A 19,995-nucleotide genomic window follows, 5' to 3' on the forward strand; every position below is an offset into this window, starting at 1 on the left:
GCCCGGCCTGGGCATGTCGCCCAGGCCGGCGATCCGGTGCTCGACGAACCGGGCGCGCCACCGGCCGACCGCGTGCGGGGTCGATCCCAGCCGCTGCGCGACGTCCTTGTTCGATGCGCCGCTCGCGCACTCCAGGATGATCCGGCACCGCAAAGCCCAGGCCTGCGGTGTCGACCGGCGACGCACCCACCCCTCCAGGGCCGCCCGCTCGTCGTCCGACAACACCAAGTCGACCTTTGGTCGACCCGTCCGCGCCATAGGATAAGTCTATATTTATGAATGAAATTCCAGACTCAGGACACTAGAGCGTGTCTGGTTGATGGGCTGAGCTGTTGATCGGATGTGTCCGCTCGGTTGATGGTTAGTGATGCGGTGTGGGACCGGATCGAGCCGTTGATGCCGGCCGATCCGGTCCGTGGCCGTCGGTGGGCCGATCACCGCCGTGTCCTTGAGGCCATCGCGTGGAAGTACAGGACTGGCTCGCCTTGGAGGGACCTACCAGAGGAGCTCGGTCCGTTCCAGACCGCGCACAAGAGGCTGCTCCGTTGGGCGCTCGGCGGCACGTGGCAGCGGATCTTTCACACCGTACTGGCCGCTGCGGATGCTGAAGACGAGATCAGCTGGACCGTCTCGGTGGACTCCACCGTCTGCCGGGCCCACCAGCACGCGGCTGGTGCACGCAACGGAGATCACGGCCGTGGCGAGCCAGCCGACCACGCGCTCGGACGTTCACGCGGCGGGCTGAGCACGAAGGTCCATCTGGCCAGCGATGCCCAGGCCCGGCCGCTCGCCATGGTGGTGACGGCGGGGCAGGCCGGCGATGCCCCGGCGTTCACAGCCGTCATGGCCGCGATCCGGGTGCCGCGCCTCGGCGGGGGACGCCCTCGGACCCGGCCCGACACCGTGATCGCGGATCGCGCCTACTCGGCTCGCGCGATCCGCTCCCGCCTGCGTGAACGGCACATTCGGGCGGTTGTCCCGCAGCCGGTGGACCAGGTCCGCCACCGGCTGCGGCGCGGCTCGCAGGGAGGCCGCCCACCAGGTTTCGACCGCGAGGCCTACAGGGGACGGAACACGGTCGAGCGGTGCATCGCCCGCTTGAAGCAGTGGCGCGGCCTGGCGATGCGAAGTGACAAACTCGGCGTTGTCTACCGGGCCGCGTTCCACGTCGCCGCCGTGCTGATTGGCTCCGCAGGTGACCTGGAGCCAGCCTGGTGCTCCTCGCGGCCGGGGTTCGCCTTGTGACTTGTCCAGCGGGTGGGTCTGGGATGCCGTGGCTGAGAGCGGTTGCTGATGTCCGGTCATGCAGATGCGTTGAATCAGATATTCGAGTCATGCCGTTCATTGAGCTGAACGGGTGGCATGCCGATTGGGCGGATACGCCAGGGGAATTGTTTGTTCGCTGCCCGGGCCCGGGCAGCGAACCCCCTTCCGGACAGGACGTTCCCATGCGCCTTCGCAACGCCGGTGTCGCCGCCCTCGGCGCCCTCACCCTCCTCCTCGCCGTCCCCAGCCCGGCTAACGCCGCCGCCGGCGAATTCATCTACAAGACCGGCCTGCTGGGCGGCAAGGAAGCATCGCTGCCCGACCCTCAGAGCAGCATTTGCATCAACCTGGACGGGACCAGCGAACTTGAGCCGGGCTTCTCCCCGAGGAACTACACCGACGCCACCGCCACGGTCTTCGCGGACACCGACTGCAACGGCGACGTCTACTACGTGATGAACCCGGGCAAGAAGCTTGGCCCCCTCGTCAGGATCCGCTCGGTCATCTTCGCGTAGCCTGCCGCCACGCCGCCGAAAGCCACCGTGCGAAGGGCGGCCCCGGGGACCGACACGACCGGGGCCAGCCCCGGGCAGGACTATGACCGCCCGACGGGCTGCCCGCAGCGATCGGGCGCGACGCCCGCGACGGTACCTCGCCCGCAGAGATGATCAGATGTGCGAGCTTTGCGAGTTCTGCGAGCGCCGGATCGTGTCCGGACAGGTTGACCGAGCCGCGACAAAAGGGCGGGGTGGCCGGTTTCCCGGGCTGGCCCAGGGGGGCGTTCGGCCGACCGGCTCCGAGATGGATCAGTCCCGCTGGGCTTCGCGGGTGGCCGGACGGCCGGGTGGACCTGTTGCCGGTCGATCCGCGGGGGCATCTGCCCGAGACGACGTGGGGGGTACTCGGGGACCGGGCCTGTTCGCGTTGTCGCTGGTGTACTCGTTGTTGGAGCACCCTGACCGGGATCGGCCTCTGGAACTGGCGGAGCGCCTGGCCCGGTTCACGGCCGACCTGCCGGTCCGGGCGGCCATTCTCGGTTGAGTGCCTGCGAACGACCGCCTCTCAAGTGCAACCAGCCCGCGCTGATGGCAGGAGTTACCCGTAGCCTCGGCCGGAAGCCGAGGCCAGCAAGCACCCCGTGCCTTCGGAGTATCAAGGAGACACGCCCTAAAGCTTGTTGCAGAAGGTCGGGTCTGGGTAGGCCGGCGTGTGTTCTGACCTGTGGGTTCATGCGGTTCGGGCGAGGTTGTGCATGTGGGCGACGGCCTGCACGGCGTGGTGCAGGCCGTCGCCTTTCTGTCGGCAGTCCCGGAGGATCTTGTAGTTCTTCATGCGGGCGAAGGTGTGCTCGACGCGGGCGCGCACGCGCCGGTGTTCGGCGTTGTCCTCCTCCTGGGCCCGCAGGAGCGGGCGGCCGGCTCGTCGGCGGTGGGGGACGACCAGGCCGGTGTCCAGGTAGGCGCCGTCGGCGAGGACCGTGGCGCCGGCGCACGCGGCGGGCAGGTCGGACGCCCGCCAGACATGGGCGTCGGCCTTGTTGCCCGGCGCCGGACGCGCGGTCGCGACCACGAGCCGGGTGTCCGCGTCGATGACGACCTGCACGTTCGCCGAGAACCGGTAGTTGCGGCTGGACGCGCCCACGGTGCGGTCGCGGACCGGGACCAGGGTGCCGTCCACGATCCACAGCCGCTCCACGCCCGGCCGCGGGCGGTCGGCGGCCTCCAGCGCGAGCAGCGGGCCCAGGCGCCGGACGATGCGGCACACCGTCGCGGGGGAGATCCCGAACAGCGGCGCGAGCTGCCGCATGGTGAGGTTCGTCCGGTAGTACACGGCGACCAGCAGGACCCGGTCCGCCAGCGGCAGACACCACGGCCGCCCACCCCCGGGCCCGTTGCCGCCCCGCTCCCGCACCACCCGCACCAGACCCTCGAACTGCCGCACCCGCAAACCCGTCAACGTCTCCACCCACACCGGCTCAGCCCGCAGCACCCCACCCATACAGGAGAAATGCCCGGCCCAGGACCTTCTGGAACAAGCTTTAGGTCCGCAGGGTTTGTTTGAGTCGCACGGCTGCGGTCAGGCCGAGGGCGAGGGCTCCGGCCGCGGTGTAGGCGGCGGTCGAGGTGGCGGTGGTGAAGGATTCGCGTGCCCGTTGTCCGGCCTGGTGGGTGGTGGGTGTGGCGAGGAGGGAGGGGATCGAGGTTCCGGCGCTGTGCTGGACCGAGGTGGCGATGGACCGGGCCTGGGCGGGTGGCAGGCCGTCGTTGCGCAGGGTGTGGGTGAGGTCGGTGGTCAGGGTGGTGAACAGGACGGTTCCCAGGATGGCGATGCCCAGGGCGGAGCCGATCTGGCGGCTGGTGCTCTGGATGCCGGAGCCCTGGCCGGACCGGGCGACGGGCACGTCGGCGAGGACCACGCCGGTGATCTGGGCGGTGGCCCAGCCCACGCCGACGCCGTAGAGGAGGAGGAACGGTGCCACCTGCCAGCCGTTGCCGTCCGGGGAGAGGACCAGCCCGATGCCCGCGACGCCCGCCATCTCGCAGGTGATGCCCGCGAGGACGAGGTTGAGGGTGCCGATCCGGGGCGCGAGGAGGGCTCCGAGGCCGCTGGCGGCGAAGCTGCCGACCGCGAGCGGCAGCAGGGCGAGTCCGGTCTCGAAAGCCGAGTAGCCGAGCACGTTCTGGAACCACAGCGGCAGGGAGAACAGGATGCCGAACTCGCCCAGGCTGACCACGCCCGCCGCGATGTTGCCGTTGCGGAACGAGGGGATGGCGAACAGCCGCAGATCCAGCAGGGCGGTGCGGTTGCGGCGGTTGCGGTGCCGTTCGACGGCGACGAAGGCTGCGAGTGAGGCGAGGCCGAGGGCGAAGGCGACGGGAACGGGGGAGGGGCCGCTGTCCAGGCGCGTACCGAACGCGGAGAAGGGCTGCTCGAGGTGCCACCAGCCGTAGGTGCGGCCTTCGATGAGGCCGAAGACGATGCCGGTGAACCCGACGACGGACAGCACCGCTCCGGGGAGGTCGAGGCCGCGTTCGGCTCTGTCGTCGCGGCTGTCGGCGACCAGTAGCAGGACGCCTGCGGCCACCAGCGCGCCGAGCGGCAGGTTGATGCCGAATGCCCAGCGCCAGGACAGGTGGGTGGTGAGCCAGCCGCCCAGCAGCGGTCCCAGGGCGGCGGTGCCGCCGATGGTCGATCCCCAGACGGCGAACGCCTGGCCGCGTTCGCGGCCCCGGAAGGTGGCGTTGATCAGCGACAGCGAGGTGGGCAGGATCATCGCGCCGCCGAGCCCTTGGACGAGTCGGCTGCCGATCAGCACCGGCCCGCTGGGGGCGGTGGCCGCGGCGACGCTCGCCGCGACGAAGACGGCGGTGCCGGTCAGGAAGACCCGGCGTCGCCCGACCCGGTCGCCAGTACGCCCGGCCAGGAGTAGGAACGAGGCGAACACCAGGGTGTAGGTCTCCTGGACCCACTGGGCGTCGCTGGAGGTGATGTGCAGGTCATCGATGATGCTGGGGACGGCGACGTTGACGATCGTGGAGTCCACGATGATCAGCGACACGCCGAGGCTGATCGCGACCAGGCCCCACCAGCGCCGACGGCCAGCGGATGAAGCGGCGCCCGCCGGGGTGTCGGGGGCCTTGCCGGTGGTGGTCATGAACGCCTCCTGCGGTCGCGGCGGTGTGGGAGTCGGTCGGTTCTCCGGGGCGCGCCGGATGGGCGCGCCCCGGGCCGGGTTCAGGTGGAGTCGTGGTGGGCCCTCGGTCGGGGGGTTTCGGGGCGGCCGGGCCACCAGAAGTGGCGGCCGGTCAGCAGGACGAGTGCGGGGACGAGGACGGTGCGCACCAGCAGGGTGTCGAGGAGGACGCCGATGCCGACGATGACGCCGATCTGGGTGAGGGTGATCAGGGGCAGGACGCCGAGGACGGCGAACACGGCGGCGAGCAGGATGCCGGCGCTGGTGATGACGCCGCCGGTGGAGGCGAGGGCTCGCAGGACGGCGCGTCGGGTGTCGTGGCCGGCCACGGTGTCCTCGCGGGTGCGGGCGATGAGGAAGATGTTGTAGTCGACGCCGAGGGCGACCAGGAACAGGAAGGACAGCAGGGGGACGTTGGTGTCCAGGGCCGGGAAGTCGTAGACGGTGCGGAAGATCGTCCAGCTCGCGCCGAGGGCGGCGAAGTAGGAGGCGATCACGGTGGCGACCAGCAGCAGCGGGGCGATGAGCGCGCGCAGCAGGGCGATGAGCACGATCAGGACGATCGTGAGGACGAGGGGGACGACGATGCGGGTGTCGTGGGCGTTGGCTCGGGCGGTGTCGTAGGCCTGGGCCGTGGTGCCGCCGAGAAGGGCGTCGGCGCCGCTCACGGTGGCGATGTCGTGGCGTAGCCGCTCGATGGTGCGGTCGGAGGCGGCGGTGCCGGGGGCGTCGTCGAGGATGACGTCGGCGCGGGCCCATCGGTCGGTGCGGCTCGTCGGGGTGACGGAGGCGATGCCGGGCACCTGTCGTGCGGCGGCGGTGACCCGGTCGGCCGCGGTGGTGGTGGACAGGAGGGTGAGGGGGTCGGTGGCGCCGGCGGGCTGGACGGCGGCGAGGGTGCGCTGCCCGAGGACGGATTCGGGGGTCTTGCGGAAGGAATCGGCCTGGGCGAGCCCGGTGTCGATGCCGAGCGCGCCGGAGGCGAGGAGCAGCAGCACCGCCGTTCCGGCGAGCGCGACCCGGGCGGGGCGCTTGGCGACGCAGCGGCCGATGCGCGACCACAGGCCGCGGCGGTCGGCTGTCACCGGGGTGCCGACCTTGGGCACGAGGGGCCAGAAGAGTCGGCGTCCGGGCAGGACCAGGGCGGCGGGCAGGACGACCAGGCCGAAGAGCATCGCGGTGAGGATGCCGACGGCGCCGGCGAAGCCGAGGCCGCGGTTGCCGGTGAGTTCGGCGGCGAGGAGGGTCAGCAGGCTCAGGACGACGGTGGTCCCGCTGGCCAGGACGGCCGGGGCCGTGCCGCGCCAGGCGCGGGCCATGGCGGTGAACCGGTCCTCGGTGAGGTGGAGTTCGTCGCGGTAGCGGGAGACCAGCAGCAGGGCGTAGTCGGTGCCGGCACCGAAGACCAGGACGGACAGGATTCCGGCGGCGGACGCGTCGACCTGGACACCGGCGTGCGGGGCGAGGACACCGACGAGGATCGCGGCCGTGCGGTCCCCGGCGCCGACGACGAGCAGCGGGACCAGCCACAGGACGGGGCTGCGGTAGGTGACGATCAGCAGGACCGCGACGACCGAGGCGGTGGCGATCAGCAGGTTGGTGTCCGCGCCGGCGAAGACCTTTCCGATGTCCGTGCGGACCGCGGGCCCTCCGGTGACCTCGGCGCGCAGGGGTGCGGGCAGGTCCTGCGCGGCGACAGCTCGGATCCGGTCGACGGCGGCGGTGTTCTCCTGGTCGTCGGCTCCGGTGGGCAGGACGACGGCGACGGTCGCGACGGTGGCGTCGACGAACCTGGGGGCCGCGGCGGTGGGCGCCAGGCCCAGGGCACCGAGCGGCGTCGCGCGCCCACCGATGGCGGCCCGCTGGGTATCGGTGAGGGGGCTGTGGTCGGTGTTGCTGTAGACCACGATCGCCGGGGCGGCGGCACCGGACGGGAAGGTCTTGAGAATCTCGGCGACCTGGGCGGACTGGGACGAGGCGGGCAGGCCGGTCCCGGTTGCCTTCGTAGTGGTGGCGTCACCGGGCCCCAGCGCGAACGCCGCTGCCAGCCCGATCACGGTCAGGAGCAGGACCGTCCAGGCGGTGGCCCTCGGTCTCCCGAGGGGACCGCCGCCGGGGGACGAGTGGTCGGTGGACGGTGGCCCGGCGTGCCGGGTCGGGGAAGGGGACACGGAAACGCACCCTCGAAGTCGTTAAGTTACTTAGCGATTCTCACCGTGGCAGACTTCTCCTCATGGCGCAACACCAGTCATTCGGAGCCGGGCCGGATTCGGATTCCGGTCAGCGTGAAGCCGTGCGCCCGCATGGCGCACCGGTCGGCGACGACCTGTCCCGGGCGCTGCGCGACGTGCTCACGCTGACCCAGCTCGCCCGCGCGGTCCTGGCCGAGCGCCTGGGGATGCCGCTCACCAACGTCGAGGCCGTCGAGCACGTGATCATGGCCCGGGGTGCGGGTGAGCCGATCGGCCCGGTCGAGCTCTCGCGGCGCCTCGGTGTCACCAGTGCCGCCGGCACCCAGTCCGTCAACCGGCTGGTCTCCGAGGGCCACATGACCCGGGGCCCTCACCCGAGCGACGGCCGCCGCCAGGTCCTGGACGTCACCGACAGCGGCCTCACCCACGTGATGGGCGAACTCGCCCCACTGCTGGAACTGCTCTACGAGGCTTCCCGCGGCCTGGACGAGAGCGAGCGCGCGGCGGCGAAGCGCTACTTGGAGCAGGTCTCCGAGGCCTACCGCGCCTACCTGGCACAGAACGCCCGATAGACAGGTCAGGGGCCCGGTGTTGTCAGATCGCCCAGGCCTCCGGGGCCAATCGGTGATCCGCATGGTGCTTGCCGATTTGCCCGGGCCGACCGGTGCACCCTGGCCCTCCTCATCACCGCAGTCGGCCTTCGCCTCAGGTACGTTGGCGAGGGCAGGCAGGACGCCGTCGACGGAGTCCTGCTCCTGCGGTTCACCCTCGCCATCGGCCAGGCCCAGGACCGGCTCCACGCCGTCCACACCCTCACCCGGTAGAACGCCGGACGTTACCGCCGGCTCGCCGCTCGGCTGCGACTGGGTCCGCCCCCACCAGTGGGGGTGCCGCCGGCCGACGTGTCCGGCGGTATCGCAACCGCGGCATCAGCGCGGGCGGACACCCCTCGCCCGGCCGAGCAGCCGACACCCCTTCCGACGTAGTGCCTGCGTCGAGCCTGTCCGCCGTCAGCCGCCGAGCGGCCGTTGCGGCGGACAGCGGAGGACATCCCCGAAACGAACCCGACCTTCGCCACGGCATAGGCTTGCAAGTGCCTGCATGCACGTTCTAGGTCCGAGGTGGGCTGGTGGCGGCCCCCTCGTCCGGGTCGGCGCCCGAGCGCTGGCGGGCCACGGCGCGCGTGTTCCCGGGGAAACCGCGGGACGCGGGTCCTCGGCTGACGGGCAGCACGGCCGCTGGGCACCGCTGATGCCCGACGACGGGACTCGTCAGCCGTGGGGCGGGCCCACTACTGTGCCCAGGCGCCTGCCACGACAACGAAAGCGAGCTGAACTTTGGGTGCGGATCAGACCCGGAAGAAGATCCTCACCGCCTTCCTGGCGCTTGCGGGGGAGCAGGGCATGGCCGCGATCACCACAAAGGAGATCGCGACCGCGGCCGGTGTCAACGAGGTCACCCTGTTCCGGCACTTCGGCGACAAGGCCAACCTCGCCCTGGAAGCGGTCAAAGCGTTCAGCCCGGCAGCCCAGATCGACGCCTTCGAACCCAAGATCGACGCCAGCAGCCCCGAAACCACCATCGAGGGGCTACTGGCCTGTGTAGAGGCCCCCCGCGTCGAGGACGAACCGAAGGTCCACGCCGCCTTGAAGGCCGCCCGCGCGAACGCGGTCTGGCTGGAACGAGTGCTCCCGTCCCGCCGGTTCAGGGCCACCGGCTGAGCCAGTCCGCGCGCCGTCAGGAGAGCGATGCCACAGCACCGGCTGTCCAGCCGCCTCCAGTTCGATGAAGCCGCCTTCGGTGACGGCAGGGTAGGTAGGACGAGAACACAACGACAAACCTGGAGCTTCGCGGAACGAGCGAAGGCTACGTGGCGGCCATGGCGGCGCGAAGTGCCGTGTGGCCCTCGCGGGAGAAGTCGTCGTGGCCGTGGGCGGCAGCTGTGACGGCGATGGCGGCGGCGTCCCCGGTCCCGCACCACCGGATGAGGCGTTGTTCGTCCTCCGTGGGCTGTCGGCCGTACCCGTTGTAGAAGGCGACGGAGAGGTCGGACCGGGTACGCAGGGTGCGTTGGGTGATGCGGAGGAAGTCCCGGCCGGCGGCTTCGTAGCGGCTGGTCTCGAAGTCGATCACGGCGATCCGCACTCGGCCGCGTTCGTCGGTGTCGGCGAGGAGGTTGCGGGCGGTGAGGTCCAGGTGGGAGGGCTGGGACTTCTGCGGGGGCAGGGTCTCCAACCGGTCGATGGCGGCCAGGGCGAAGTCGAGTTCGGCGGTGGTGAGGGTGGCGAGGTCGAGACGGATGCCGGGCAGTGCGGTCATGAGCAGCACTCGGGCGTCCTCGTCGGCGTCGACCAGTTGGGGTGCCGCGGTGTCGAGGGCGGGAGTCCAGGTGTGCAGTGCGTGCAGCTCGCGGGTGAAGCAGTCCGGGTGGCTGTTCGCCTTGAGGACGAGGTGCTGGCCTGAGGGGCGGCGCAGGAGGCGGACGGTCGCGGTGGTGCCGGGCCAGCTGAGGTCGGCGACGACCTCGGCCGGCCCGGTGAGGCGCGCTGTCGCCTCGGAGACGGTGGTGGTCACAGGGCGCCGATGGTCTTCAACGCCTGGTCGGCGACCTGGCGGGGGGTGAGGTGGGTGGTGTCGATGACCTCGGTGTCGGCGGCGAGCCAGCCGTCGTACGCCTCGGTGTAGACCGGCTGCTTGCGGCGGCGGAAGGCGCGGACCTTCTCGCTGCGCGCCTGGTCGTCGGGGAACTCGACGCTGGCGTCGATGCGGGCGCTGACGGTGTCCGGGTCGGCGTGGAGCAGGAGGTGCTGGAGCGGGATGCCAGTGGCCCGGATGGCACCGTGGATCTCGGCGGCGTAGTCCTGGCGCAGCAGGGTCATCGGGATGATCACCGGGTGGCCGTCGTTCTCCCGGTGGCAGTGGACGGCGAACTCGGCGATGAGGGGGCGCCAGGCCGGGTTGTCCTGGAAGTCCTTGTACTTGCCGGGGAAGACCTGGCGCAGGAGGAAGCCGACCTCCTCGGCGTCGAAGAGGACGGCGCCGGGCAGTTCTTTCTGCAGGGTGGTGGCGAGGGTGGTCTTGCCGCCGCCGAAGGGGCCGTTGATCCAGATCACGGTCACTGGGGTCTCGCTTTCGTCGCTGGGTGGTGGTGTTCGGGCCAACTGCGGGAGCTGGCCGGGGGTTACGACGTGCGGGTACTGCTGTCAGGGTTGCACCCGGTGGGCAGGACGGGCACGCGCCGCTGGTGGAGGGAGAGGTGGAATCGGTCGGCGTGGACGAGCCAGAGCCGGTCGAGTTCGGGTACCAGGTCGGTGGGGACGTCGAGGTCGACGGTCAGCGGCCCTGGTGCGAGGTCGGTGGTGGTGTGGGCGTAGCTGCCGGAGCGGCTGCTGCGCGGGCGCAAGTGGACGGCGAGCAGGCCGTGTTCGGGGCCGTCGATGGTGAGGGTGAAGGTCTGGCCGGGGTGGACGGCGGTGGGGGCGTGGACGGTCGGCGGGGTCTGGTCGGCGGGGCGGTTGTGGGCGGGCCCGCAGCGCGGGCAGGTGACGGTGATGCGGTCGCAGGGGCCGAGCACGCTGGTGAGGTGTTCTGCGGTCAGCGGCATCGCGCAGTGTGGGCACGGCGAAGCCGGTGCTCGCCGACCGAGGTGTCCAACGCGAGCAGCACCCGCGCCCGCCTGATCATCGACGCGCTGCGGACCCCCGTCGTCGTCACCCGCACCAACGCCCGACGATCTTCGGCACTCAACGCAACCGGATACTTCTTCTGCGAGGACACGGCACCCCTGCCAGCCGAACGGAAGCGACATGGGAGCCAGCCCGACCCCAACTCCACCAAGAAGAACAATACTTAGTCGCGACGAGCTACTAGGAAGGAAGCGTGCTCGGCATGGCACACCAGTACCCGGCGTCGGCCGCGGCGATCGAGGCAGCCGCAGCTCACTTCAGGGCGCTTGAGGAGCTGTTCACGGCGATCGTGGATGACCAGGGTTTGGCCGTGATTCAGTGGAACGGGCTTAGGGGTTACTCGGACCTCAAGTGCGTCGATGGGCATATTTTCACGGTCATAGCCATGAACCTGCTGCTTGACGGAAGCCGCGGGTATCGCACACCCGGCCAACCGTTGTGCTCCGAATGCTGCTACGCAGATGAGATCGCCTCCCGCCGCAGCGCGCTTCTTGCGCTCGCAGAGAAGCAGCACGTGACGCTGAAACCGACCGGCGGGCAGGCCGACGAATCCCACGATGAGCTGTTCGATGCCGTATGCGAGGCCGGACATGCCTCCACCGTGCACGGACGTCATCAAAGCGTTCTTCGCGGGAGCCTCCTGTGCCGTACGTGCTGGGAGGAGGAGGATTACCGGAAGCTCTTGTCTCGTGCGGCGGATCTCTGCGCGGAGACTGAGGCTCGGATCATCCGGAGCAACTTCGGAGAGAAGGCTGACACGGTTCACGTCCAATGCCGCCGGAACCACACTGTGGTGATCTTCAGCAATTACCCCTCGTACGGCAAGACCGAGTTCCGTCCATCCTTCTGCGGGGCGTGTAACAAACTGGACCTGCTTGCCGAGTTCTCGGACAAGGCGAAGGGCTTCGGTATGACCGTGCTTGCCACCGAGTGGAAGTCGGCCAACGCCGCATACCCCGCCATGTGCTTCATGGGGCATGAGTTCGCGCTCCGGCCAACAGGGAAGCGCTGGTCTTGCCCCGAGTGCCCCCCGGGAACGTACGGCCACGCGAATCCGGCTCACGATGTCTACTACGTCGTGAGCGGTCGGGACCTGGTGACGGATGCGTACACCGTTAAGCCTGGTATCAGCTCGGGCACCGGATACAGGCGGCTGGAGCAGCACAAGGAGGATGGCCTGACTGCGCAGCACCTTCGGATGATCGGGCTCCCTGCCGGAGCCGCGAGGGAGCTGGAGCAGCACGTCTTGGCCGGGTTGGACGGGGAGGGGTGGATTTCCATCCGGGGGGTCGAGTACTTCCCGGTGGACGCCCGCGAGATGGTCATGGACCTGGCCGGTGGGTGGTTCGCCGACCAGCCGGGGCTCGGTGCGCGCGACGTGATTGTAGACGTGGACGAGATCCTCGACGCCGGCCCCGAAGCTGCCGACGTCCTCGATCTCGACGCGGGCGCTGCTGTGGTGTCTGACATCGAAGAGGTCGGCCCCAACGCTCTGGACGCAGTCACGCCCGAGCAGAGCGTACCGGTCGATGATGGCGCCGCAGCCTTGGCGAAGCGTGCCGCCTACCTGGCCAAGCTGGAGAAGTTGAACGCGCGGTTCTCGGCGCGGGGCACCGCCTGACTCCACATCACCCAGGCCCGGCTGCGAGGAGCAGCCGGGCCTTCGGCTGTCCGGTGCCGTACCGGGGCTGGACCCCGGGTCCATGGTTCGGCCCCCGCGCACTAGCGAACCCGGGTGCATAATGTGACCAGCCGCTGGCGGTGAGGCCGGGTCTCAAACGGAACCAGCCACGTCGGCGGAACGATCGCTGGCGGTAGGCCGGATCCCAACCTGACGGGAGCAGCCGAGCCGCGCGACAGGTCGCCTGGCGTAGGCCGGACCCCGTGAACACCACCGGGAGTCCGCCGTGTCCAACACCCCAACTGACCTCGCCCGAGCTGCCCGAGCAGCGCATCTAGGCGTAATACCGGTGATTTAGGTTGCTTTCCGGCGGGTCGGGCTGGTCTTGGTCGGCCCGACCAGCGTCACGGTGGGAACGTCCGGGCGAGGCGGGTTGTAGTGGTGTCCGCGTTTCAGGGCCCAGTTGGACATCTTGCGTTTGATGACGCGGGGATTGGCGCGCAACCGCCGTGGCGGCAAGAGCCGTTCAGCGATCTCGCGGAGGCTGTGTGTGACGGCGCGGGCGAGCCGGGAGGGGGGAAAGAGCAGTCTGGGTGGTGACCTGGTGGCGGACGACCCGAAGGGTGCGGACGAAGGAGATTCGGTCGGGATCGTGCCCGGCCCGCTCAAATTCTGTGGTCCCGAAACGTGTGACAGACGGGTCCGCCAGTACGTTCGGTGAATGGTGCACGTGGAGAATGCTGCGGGATCTGGGGTGTCCGCCTTCCTGTACAGCGGCACCGTTCAGGCGGTGCCGCTGTTGTGTGCGGAGTTCTCGTATCCCGTGCGCCCCTGGAAGGCCACGAAGGTCTGGCTGTCTACGCCGCAGGTCAGCTATGGTGCCAGAGTGTTCCGCCCGTCTGGCTGGGCGACAATTCGTCGGTGATGAAGAAGGTCATCGAGCGGTTGTACGCCTGCTCGTCGATCCTCAACTCCGAAGGGCAGTACGCCTACTACGGCCGGGTCGGCGGCTGTCTGATCACCGGCAACGAGGACGGTGCCAAGCACTGCGCGATGAACGTGCTCTACAGCCTCCAGCACCTCGGCTACACCGTCCCCCCGCAGGCCGATGCCGGCTGGGTCGGGGAGGCCGGCCCGGGCCCGTCCTACCTGGACCCGGGCTCCGGCGGCCCGCAGAACGACTTCACCAACCGCAACACCACCTTCATGACCTGGAGCCAGCTCCACCTGGCGAGGATGCTCAAGGACGCCGGCGGCATCCCGGCCCACGGCAACCAGCGTTCCGCGTGGGACGCCGGCTGCCGTTTCGACTTCGAGAACCCCGAGCACCGCTGACCTGTCTGAACCGAGGCACAGCGGCCGGGTCGTCTCCTGCTGATGCCGTTCGTGGCCGATCAAGCCCAGCCCACGAATCACGCACCAGCCCGTCAGAAGAACACTCCGCACCGCAGCAGCACGTTCGCGTACGGCCGGGCCTCCCCGGTGCGCACCACCAGGCGCGCCCCCGTGCTGAGCTCCTTGAGCGTTTCGTGCGGCACGTAGGCCAGTTCGGCGAAGGTGCCGGTCAGCAGTTCGTCCGCGGCGGGGTTCGCTTCCCGTACCTCCTGCGCCGTGAGCGCCCCCTCGACCACCAACTCGTCGAGGAGTCCGGCCAGTACGTCCTCGAACGACGGGATCCCCGCCCGGAACGCGAGGTCGACCACTCGGGGTCCGTCCGGAACCGGCATCCCCGCGTCGCACAGGAGTACCTGGTCACCGTGTCCCAACTCGGCGATGGCTCCTGCGAGATGGCGATTCAGAATCCCGCCCTTCTTCACAGCGCCTCGACCTCCTCGGTGGTGGGGAACGACTCCTGGGCCCCCCGCCGGGTCACGGCGACGGCGCCCACCCGAGCGGCGTACGCGGCGGCCTCCACGAGCGAGGCGCCCGCGCCCAACTTCCAGGCCAGTGCGGCCGTGAAGGAATCACCGGCACCGGTCGTGTCGACGGCGTCGACCTTCACCGGCGCGACCCGCACGGCCTCCTCCTCGGCGGACGCCACCAACGCGCCCTCCGAACCGAGTGTCACCACGACCGATGCGGGTCCGCTCGCGAGCAACTCCCGTGCCCATGCGGCGGGATCGTCGCCGACGGTCCCGCCGCCCAGGATCACCCGGGCCTCGTGCTCGTTGACGATCAGCGGGTCGCAGGCCGCCAGGACCTCGGCCGGCAGCGGCTGCGGTGGCGAAGGGTTCAACACGAACCTCGTGCCGGACGGCAGTTGGCGTACGACCTCCACGACCGACTCCAACGGGATCTCCAACTGTGCCGAGACCACCCGCGAGGCGTGGAGCAGGGGCCCGGCGGCCCGGACGTCCTCCGGCGTGAGCCGCCCGTTCGCGCCGGGCGACACCACGATGCTGTTGTCCCCCGAAGGGTCGACGGTGATCAGCGCGACGCCGGTCGGGGCCCCGCCCACCAGGACGCCCTCCGTATCGACCCCTGCGTTCTGCTGCGACTCCAGCAGCAGCCGCCCGTTGGCATCGTCCCCGACCCGCGCGAGCAGCGCCGTGCGCGCCCCGAGCCGCGCGGCGGCGACCGCCTGGTTGGCCCCCTTGCCGCCGGGATGGACGGCGAGGTCCGACCCGAGCACCGTCTCCCCGGCTGCGGGCCTGCGCTCGACACCGATCACGAGATCGACGTTGGCCGAACCGACGACCAAGACGTCGTAGTCGTAGTCGTAGTCGTACATGAAGCTCCCCAATCAAGTAATCCGGAACGGGGCAGCCGGAGCCCCGCATCCGCGGGCACCCCGGCCACCCCTTTCCCCGTCTCAGCCGCTGAACCCGGCCACGTTCTCCTTCGTGACCACCTTCACCGGCACCTTGATGGTCTGCTCGACCTTCTCACCCCTGATCGCCTTGACCGCGTTGTCCACGGCGATCTTCCCGAGCTGCGACGGCTGCTGGGCCACGGAGGCGTACAGCGTCCCCTGCTCGACCGCCTTGAGCCCGTCGGGAGTTCCGTCGAAGCCGACGACCTGCACGGATCCGCCGGCCTTGGACCCGAGCGCCTTCGCCGCGCCGAGCGCCATCTCGTCGTTCGCGGCGATGACGCCCTGGACGTCCGGGTGCGCCTGGAGCAGGTTCGACATGACGTCGAGACCCTTCGTCCGGTCGAAGTCGGCCGGCTGCTGCGCGACGACCTCGATCCCCGGGTACGCCTCCAGTCCCTTGGCGAAGCCCTCGGCCCGCTCGCGCGCGGCGGAGGTGCCGGCCAGCCCCTGGAGGACCACGATCTTCCCGCTGCCACCGAGCTTCTCGGCGAGGGCCTTCGCGGCCTGCGCACCGCCGGCGACGTTGTCGGAGGCGACCAAGGCGTTCACCTCGGCCTTGTTGACGCCCCGGTCGACGGCGATGACCGGGATCTTCGCCGCGCCGGCGGCCTGCACGGAGTTGCTCGCCGCGTCGGAGTCCACCGGATTGACGACGATCGCCCCGAGCTTCGAACTGGTGAAGTTCTGCAGCTGGTTGGCCTGCTGCGAGGCGTCGTTCTGCGCGTCGGTGACCGTCAGGTCCACGCCCAGGCTCGCAGCCTCGGCCTGCGCACCCGCCCGGATCTGCACGAAGAACGGGTTGTTGAGCGTGGAGAGCGAGAGACCGATCTTCTGGGTGCCGGACTTCGGATCGCCGTGCAGCAACGACGTCGCACCCACGATCGCCACGGCGACGACGGCCGCGAGCCCGTACGTGGCGGCCTGCTTGCCCCGTCCGCCGCCGGGTGCCCCGATCGCCGTGGGCGCGGCCCCGGCCTTGCGCCGCACGGTGTCGAGCAGCACCGCCAGGGCGATGACGACACCGATGACGACCTGCTGCCAGAACGCGGAGACGTTCAGCAGGTTCAGCCCGTTGCGCAGCACCGCGAGGATGAGCGCGCCGATCAGCGTCCCCGACGCCTTGCCGGTACCCCCGGAGAGGGAGGCGCCGCCGATGACGACGGAGGCGATGGCGTCCAGCTCGTACCCGGTGGCGGCCTGCGGCTGCGCGGAGGAGAGCCGGGAGGCCAGGACGACACCGGCGACCGCGGCGAACACACCGGACAGCGCGTAGATCGCGAGCTTCTGCCTGGACACCCGCAGACCCGAGAGCCGGGCCGCCTCCTCGTTGCCGCCGATGGCGTACATGGAGCGGCCGATGTACGTACGGCCGAGGACGAACGCCGCGATGAGTCCCATGGCCACCATGACGAGCACCGGCACCGGCAGCCACCCGCCGAGCGTGTCGCCCAGGTGGGAGACCGAGCCCGGGAACGCGATCGGCGAGCCGTCCGAGATCACCAGTGCCAGACCACGCCCCACCGACAGCATCGCGAGCGTCGCGATGAACGGCGGCAGCTTGCCGTACGAGATCAGGAAACCGTTCACCAGGCCGGCGGCCACACCCGTCGCCAGTGCCAGCAGCACCGCGAGGACCACCGGCACTCCGTGCGCCGTGGCGCTCCACCCCAGCACCGTCGCCGACAGCGCGGCCACCGAACCGACCGACAGGTCGATGCCCGCCGAGACGATCACGAAGGTGACACCGAAGGCGAGGACGGCGGTCACGGCCGCCTGGACACCGACGTTGAGCAGGTTGTCGGTGGTGAGGAAGTCGCCCGACAGCGCCGACATGGCGATGACGAGGACGATCAGCGCGGTCAGTGCGCCGTTGTCGAGCAGCAGACGGCGCAACGCCGCGGCGCCACCGGCGCCCGTACCGCTCTTGAGCGTTTCAGCGGCCACGGGGGGCCTCCAGTTCGGTAGGGGGATTGCTCACGGCCAGCGACATGACCGCGTCCTGCGTGGCCTCGTCGGCGGACAGCTCGCCCGCGATCCGGCCCTGGGCCATCACCAGCACCCGGTCGCTCATCCCGAGCACCTCGGGCAGATCGCTGGAGATCATGAGGACGGCGGCCCCGGCCGCCGTCAGTTCGTTGATGAGCTGGTAGATCTCGACCTTGGCGCCGACGTCGATGCCGCGGGTGGGCTCGTCGAGGATCAGCACCTTGGTGTCGGCCAGGAGCCACTTGCCGATGACGACCTTCTGCTGGTTGCCGCCGGACAGCGTGCGCACCTGCTGACCGAGCCCGGCCATCCGTACGCCGAGCTGCCCGGCGATCCGCGCGGCGGCGAGGTGCTGGGCCTTGAGGTCGACGATCCCGGCTCGGGCGGCGGACCTGAGGGTGACGAGTCCGAGGTTCTCCTCCACCGACTGGTCGAGCACCAGCCCCTGACCCTTGCGGTCCTCCGGTACCAGCCCGAGTCCCGCGGTCATCGCGGCGCCGATGTCGTGCCGCTTCAAGGAGGCCCCGGCGACGCGGACCGAACCGCGGTCGTACGGATCGGCTCCGAAGACCGCCCGGACCACCTCGGTACGACCCGCCCCGACCAGCCCCGCGACGCCGACGACCTCGCCGGCCCGCACCTCGAAGCTGACGTCGTGGAAGACACCGTCCCGGGACAGCCCCTCCACGGACAGCAGAGCGGTGCCCGGGACGGCGCGCTCGCGCGGGTACTGCTGCTCGATGGACCGGCCCACCATCAGCCGGACGAGTTCCTCCTCCGGTGTGGAGGCAGGCACCTGCCCGACCGACCTGCCGTCCCGGATGACCGTGACGCGGTCCCCGAGGGCGGCGATCTCCTCCAGGTGGTGGGTGATGAAGACGATCCCGACGCCGTCCTCGCGCAGCTTGCGCACGATCGCGAACAGCTTCTCGACCTCCTCGGAGGTCAGCACGGCGGTCGGCTCGTCCATGATCAGAACCCGCGCGTCCAGGCTCAGCGCCTTCGCGATCTCGACCATCTGCAGGCGCGCGATGCCGAGTTCGCGCACCCGCGCGCGGGGCGACACGCTGACGCCGACGCGCTCCAGGAGCTCCGAGGCGTCCGCCTCCATCCTCCTCCGGTCGATCATCCCGAACCGGCGCGGCTGGCGCCCGAGGAAGATGTTCTCGGCGACCGTCAGGTCGGGGACGAGGTTGAACTCCTGGTAGATGGTGGCGATCCCGAGTCGCTCGGAGTCCTGCGCACCATGGATGCGGACCTCCTCACCACCGACCAGGACGCGGCCCTCGTCGGGTGTGTGGGCACCGGACAGCGTCTTGATCAGGGTGCTCTTTCCCGCGCCGTTCTCACCGAGCAGCACATGCACCTCGCCCCGCCGCAGGTCGAAGTCGACGCGGTCCAGCGCGACCACCCCGGGGAAGGTCTTCCGAATGCCCTCGATGCGCAGCAACTCGTCCGGGTCGCTCACGACTGGCTCCTGTTCGTCACGGGGGTTTCGGTCATGGGGGTCTCGGTGACGGGGGTCTCGCCGCACGAGCGGCGAACGACGAGCCGGGCAGGGAGCGTCACGGATCGCGGCGTCCGCCCCTCGATGCGGTCCACGAGCGCGCGCACGGCGGCCCGGCCCAGCTCGCCCGTGGGTTGGGCGATCGCGGTGATCGGCGGGTCCGTGTGCACGAACCAGCGGATGTCGTCGAACGCGGCGAGCGCGATGTCGTCCGGCACGCGCAGACCACGGGCGCGTACGGCGTCCAGGGCCCCCAGCGCCATCAGGTTGTCCGCCGCGAACACGACCTGCGGGGGCTCGGCGAGGTCGAGGAACCGCTCGGTCGCCCGCCGGCCGCTGGCGGCCTGGAAGTCACCCTGGCCGATGTACTGGTCCGGCAGGTCGAGGCCGCACTCCGCCAGCGCCTCGCGGAACGCCTCCACACGCTCCTGCCCGGTCGTGGTGGCCGCCGGCCCGGCGATGATCGCCAGCCGCCGGTGCCCCAGCCGGTGCAGGTGCACGACGAGGTCCCGTACGGCACCCCGCCCGTCCGCCCGCACCACCGGCACGTCGACGCCGGGGATCCACCGGTCCACGAACACCATCGGTGTCCCGGCCCGGGCGGCGTCCAGCATGAGCGGCGACCCGCCGTCGGTGGGCGAGACCAGCAGTCCGTCGATACGGCGGTCCAGCAGCGTCCGTACGTGGTGGTCCTGCAGGTCCGGCCGCTCGTCGGCGTTCCCGATGATCACGCTGTACCCCAGTGCCCGCGCCTCCTCCTCCACGGACCGCGCGAGCTCGGTGAAGTACGGGTTCAGTACGTCGCTGATCACGAGGCCGAGGGTGCGGGTCTGGTCGGTGCGCAGCGACCGTGCCACGGCGTTGGGCCGGTACCCGAGCGACGCGACGGCGGCCAGCACCCGCGCCCGCGCGTCCTCGCTGACCGAAGGGTGCTCATTCAGGACACGCGAGACAGTGGCGACGGACACGCCTGCCTCGGCGGCGACGTCCTTGATGCTCGGCACAGCCGCTCCACCTCCTCGTGGAATCGATTACATCGATGTGTTCCCACGATTGGAATCGATTACATGCCCGCAGGGCAAGCCTTGAGCGGATGGCTGAAACCTGATCGTGATGAACGCCGCGACGGGCCCCCTGCTTCGACACCGCCACCGCTGGGCGGGGCTGGGCCCGGGAGTACGGTCCCGGGACGGGGCAGGAGCGGGAGTGCGGTCCCCGTTCCGGTGGG

17 protein-coding genes and 1 pseudogene are annotated in these 19,995 nt (G+C 70.3%); 6 read left to right on the forward strand and 12 right to left on the reverse strand.

Annotated elements, in window-relative coordinates; all coding sequences use genetic code 11:
• Positions 1-225: helix-turn-helix domain-containing protein (locus tag ACFXPX_RS14330; protein ID WP_380641410.1), on the reverse strand; the 225-nt coding region annotated here is incomplete at its 3' end.
• Between the two features lie 117 nt (positions 226-342).
• On the opposite strand from ACFXPX_RS14330, the gene ACFXPX_RS14335 reads away from it, so the two are divergent.
• Together ACFXPX_RS14335 and ACFXPX_RS14340 are read left to right on the forward strand one after the other, a co-directional pair.
• Entirely contained in the window at positions 343-1,245 is a 903-nt protein-coding gene (locus tag ACFXPX_RS14335; RefSeq protein ID WP_380641342.1) for an IS5 family transposase, read from the forward strand.
• 203 nt (positions 1,246-1,448) lie between these two features.
• Positions 1,449-1,781, forward strand: coding sequence for a hypothetical protein (locus ACFXPX_RS14340; protein WP_380641344.1), 333 nt, complete (start codon positions 1,449-1,451; stop codon positions 1,779-1,781).
• 712 nt (positions 1,782-2,493) lie between these two features.
• Here ACFXPX_RS14340 and ACFXPX_RS14345 read toward each other — a convergent pair.
• From ACFXPX_RS14345 to ACFXPX_RS14355, 3 genes are all read right to left on the reverse strand, one after another.
• Positions 2,494-3,264: a transposase gene (locus ACFXPX_RS14345; protein ID WP_380641346.1), complete on the reverse strand. Its 771-nt coding sequence runs from the start codon at positions 3,262-3,264 to the stop codon at positions 2,494-2,496.
• Between the two features lie 40 nt (positions 3,265-3,304).
• A complete protein-coding gene (locus ACFXPX_RS14350; RefSeq protein WP_380641348.1) occupies positions 3,305-4,921 on the reverse strand; it encodes an MFS transporter in 1,617 nt (538 codons plus the stop codon).
• A gap of 80 nt (positions 4,922-5,001) precedes the next feature.
• Positions 5,002-7,017: an MMPL family transporter gene (locus ACFXPX_RS14355; protein WP_380586443.1), complete on the reverse strand. Its 2,016-nt coding sequence runs from the start codon at positions 7,015-7,017 to the stop codon at positions 5,002-5,004.
• Between the two features lie 236 nt (positions 7,018-7,253).
• Between ACFXPX_RS14355 and ACFXPX_RS14360 the strand changes: the two genes are divergently transcribed.
• Together ACFXPX_RS14360 and ACFXPX_RS14365 are read left to right on the forward strand one after the other, a co-directional pair.
• Complete coding sequence (locus ACFXPX_RS14360; RefSeq protein WP_380524981.1) at positions 7,254-7,724, forward strand: MarR family winged helix-turn-helix transcriptional regulator; 471 nt, start codon at positions 7,254-7,256, stop codon at positions 7,722-7,724.
• Between the two features lie 765 nt (positions 7,725-8,489).
• A complete protein-coding gene (locus ACFXPX_RS14365; RefSeq protein WP_380524982.1) occupies positions 8,490-8,873 on the forward strand; it encodes a TetR/AcrR family transcriptional regulator in 384 nt (127 codons plus the stop codon).
• 145 nt (positions 8,874-9,018) lie between these two features.
• Here the strand turns inward: ACFXPX_RS14365 and ACFXPX_RS14370 are convergent, their stop codons facing one another.
• From ACFXPX_RS14370 to ACFXPX_RS14380, 3 genes are all read right to left on the reverse strand, one after another.
• Positions 9,019-9,726: a phosphotransferase gene (locus ACFXPX_RS14370; protein WP_380524983.1), complete on the reverse strand. Its 708-nt coding sequence runs from the start codon at positions 9,724-9,726 to the stop codon at positions 9,019-9,021.
• A complete protein-coding gene (locus tag ACFXPX_RS14375; protein ID WP_380641350.1) occupies positions 9,723-10,271 on the reverse strand; it encodes an AAA family ATPase in 549 nt (182 codons plus the stop codon). The genes ACFXPX_RS14370 and ACFXPX_RS14375 overlap by 4 nt, the downstream gene beginning before the upstream one ends.
• Before the next feature lie 62 nt (positions 10,272-10,333).
• Positions 10,334-10,756, reverse strand: coding sequence for a hypothetical protein (locus ACFXPX_RS14380; protein ID WP_380641352.1), 423 nt, complete (start codon positions 10,754-10,756; stop codon positions 10,334-10,336).
• A gap of 284 nt (positions 10,757-11,040) precedes the next feature.
• On the opposite strand from ACFXPX_RS14380, the gene ACFXPX_RS14385 reads away from it, so the two are divergent.
• Both ACFXPX_RS14385 and ACFXPX_RS14390 read left to right on the forward strand, forming a co-directional pair.
• Entirely contained in the window at positions 11,041-12,459 is a 1,419-nt protein-coding gene (locus ACFXPX_RS14385) for a hypothetical protein (protein WP_380524986.1), read from the forward strand.
• Positions 12,460-13,353: 894 nt separating this feature from the next.
• Positions 13,354-13,794 (forward strand): annotated as a pseudogene (locus tag ACFXPX_RS14390) (flavodoxin family protein); the annotation flags it as partial.
• 92 nt (positions 13,795-13,886) lie between these two features.
• On the opposite strand, the gene rbsD reads toward ACFXPX_RS14390, so the two are convergent.
• The 5 genes from rbsD to ACFXPX_RS14415 form a co-directional block, all read right to left on the reverse strand.
• Positions 13,887-14,276 carry a D-ribose pyranase gene (rbsD, locus tag ACFXPX_RS14395; protein WP_380524987.1) on the reverse strand — a complete coding sequence of 130 codons (390 nt, stop codon included), beginning with the start codon at positions 14,274-14,276 and terminating at the stop codon, positions 13,887-13,889.
• Complete coding sequence (locus tag ACFXPX_RS14400) at positions 14,273-15,190, reverse strand: ribokinase (protein ID WP_380524988.1); 918 nt, start codon at positions 15,188-15,190, stop codon at positions 14,273-14,275. Before ACFXPX_RS14400 ends, rbsD begins: the two co-directional genes overlap by 4 nt.
• Before the next feature lie 81 nt (positions 15,191-15,271).
• Positions 15,272-17,218 carry a substrate-binding domain-containing protein gene (locus ACFXPX_RS14405; protein ID WP_380641354.1) on the reverse strand — a complete coding sequence of 649 codons (1,947 nt, stop codon included), beginning with the start codon at positions 17,216-17,218 and terminating at the stop codon, positions 15,272-15,274.
• Complete coding sequence (locus ACFXPX_RS14410; RefSeq protein ID WP_380524990.1) at positions 17,208-18,728, reverse strand: sugar ABC transporter ATP-binding protein; 1,521 nt, start codon at positions 18,726-18,728, stop codon at positions 17,208-17,210. Before ACFXPX_RS14410 ends, ACFXPX_RS14405 begins: the two co-directional genes overlap by 11 nt.
• Entirely contained in the window at positions 18,725-19,771 is a 1,047-nt protein-coding gene (locus ACFXPX_RS14415; RefSeq protein ID WP_380524991.1) for a LacI family DNA-binding transcriptional regulator, read from the reverse strand. The genes ACFXPX_RS14410 and ACFXPX_RS14415 overlap by 4 nt, the downstream gene beginning before the upstream one ends.
• Positions 19,772-19,995 lie beyond the last annotated feature (224 nt).

Source organism: Kitasatospora sp. NPDC059146 (assembly GCF_042786665.1).
In the GTDB taxonomy this organism is placed as follows: Bacteria; Actinomycetota; Actinomycetes; order Streptomycetales; family Streptomycetaceae; genus Kitasatospora.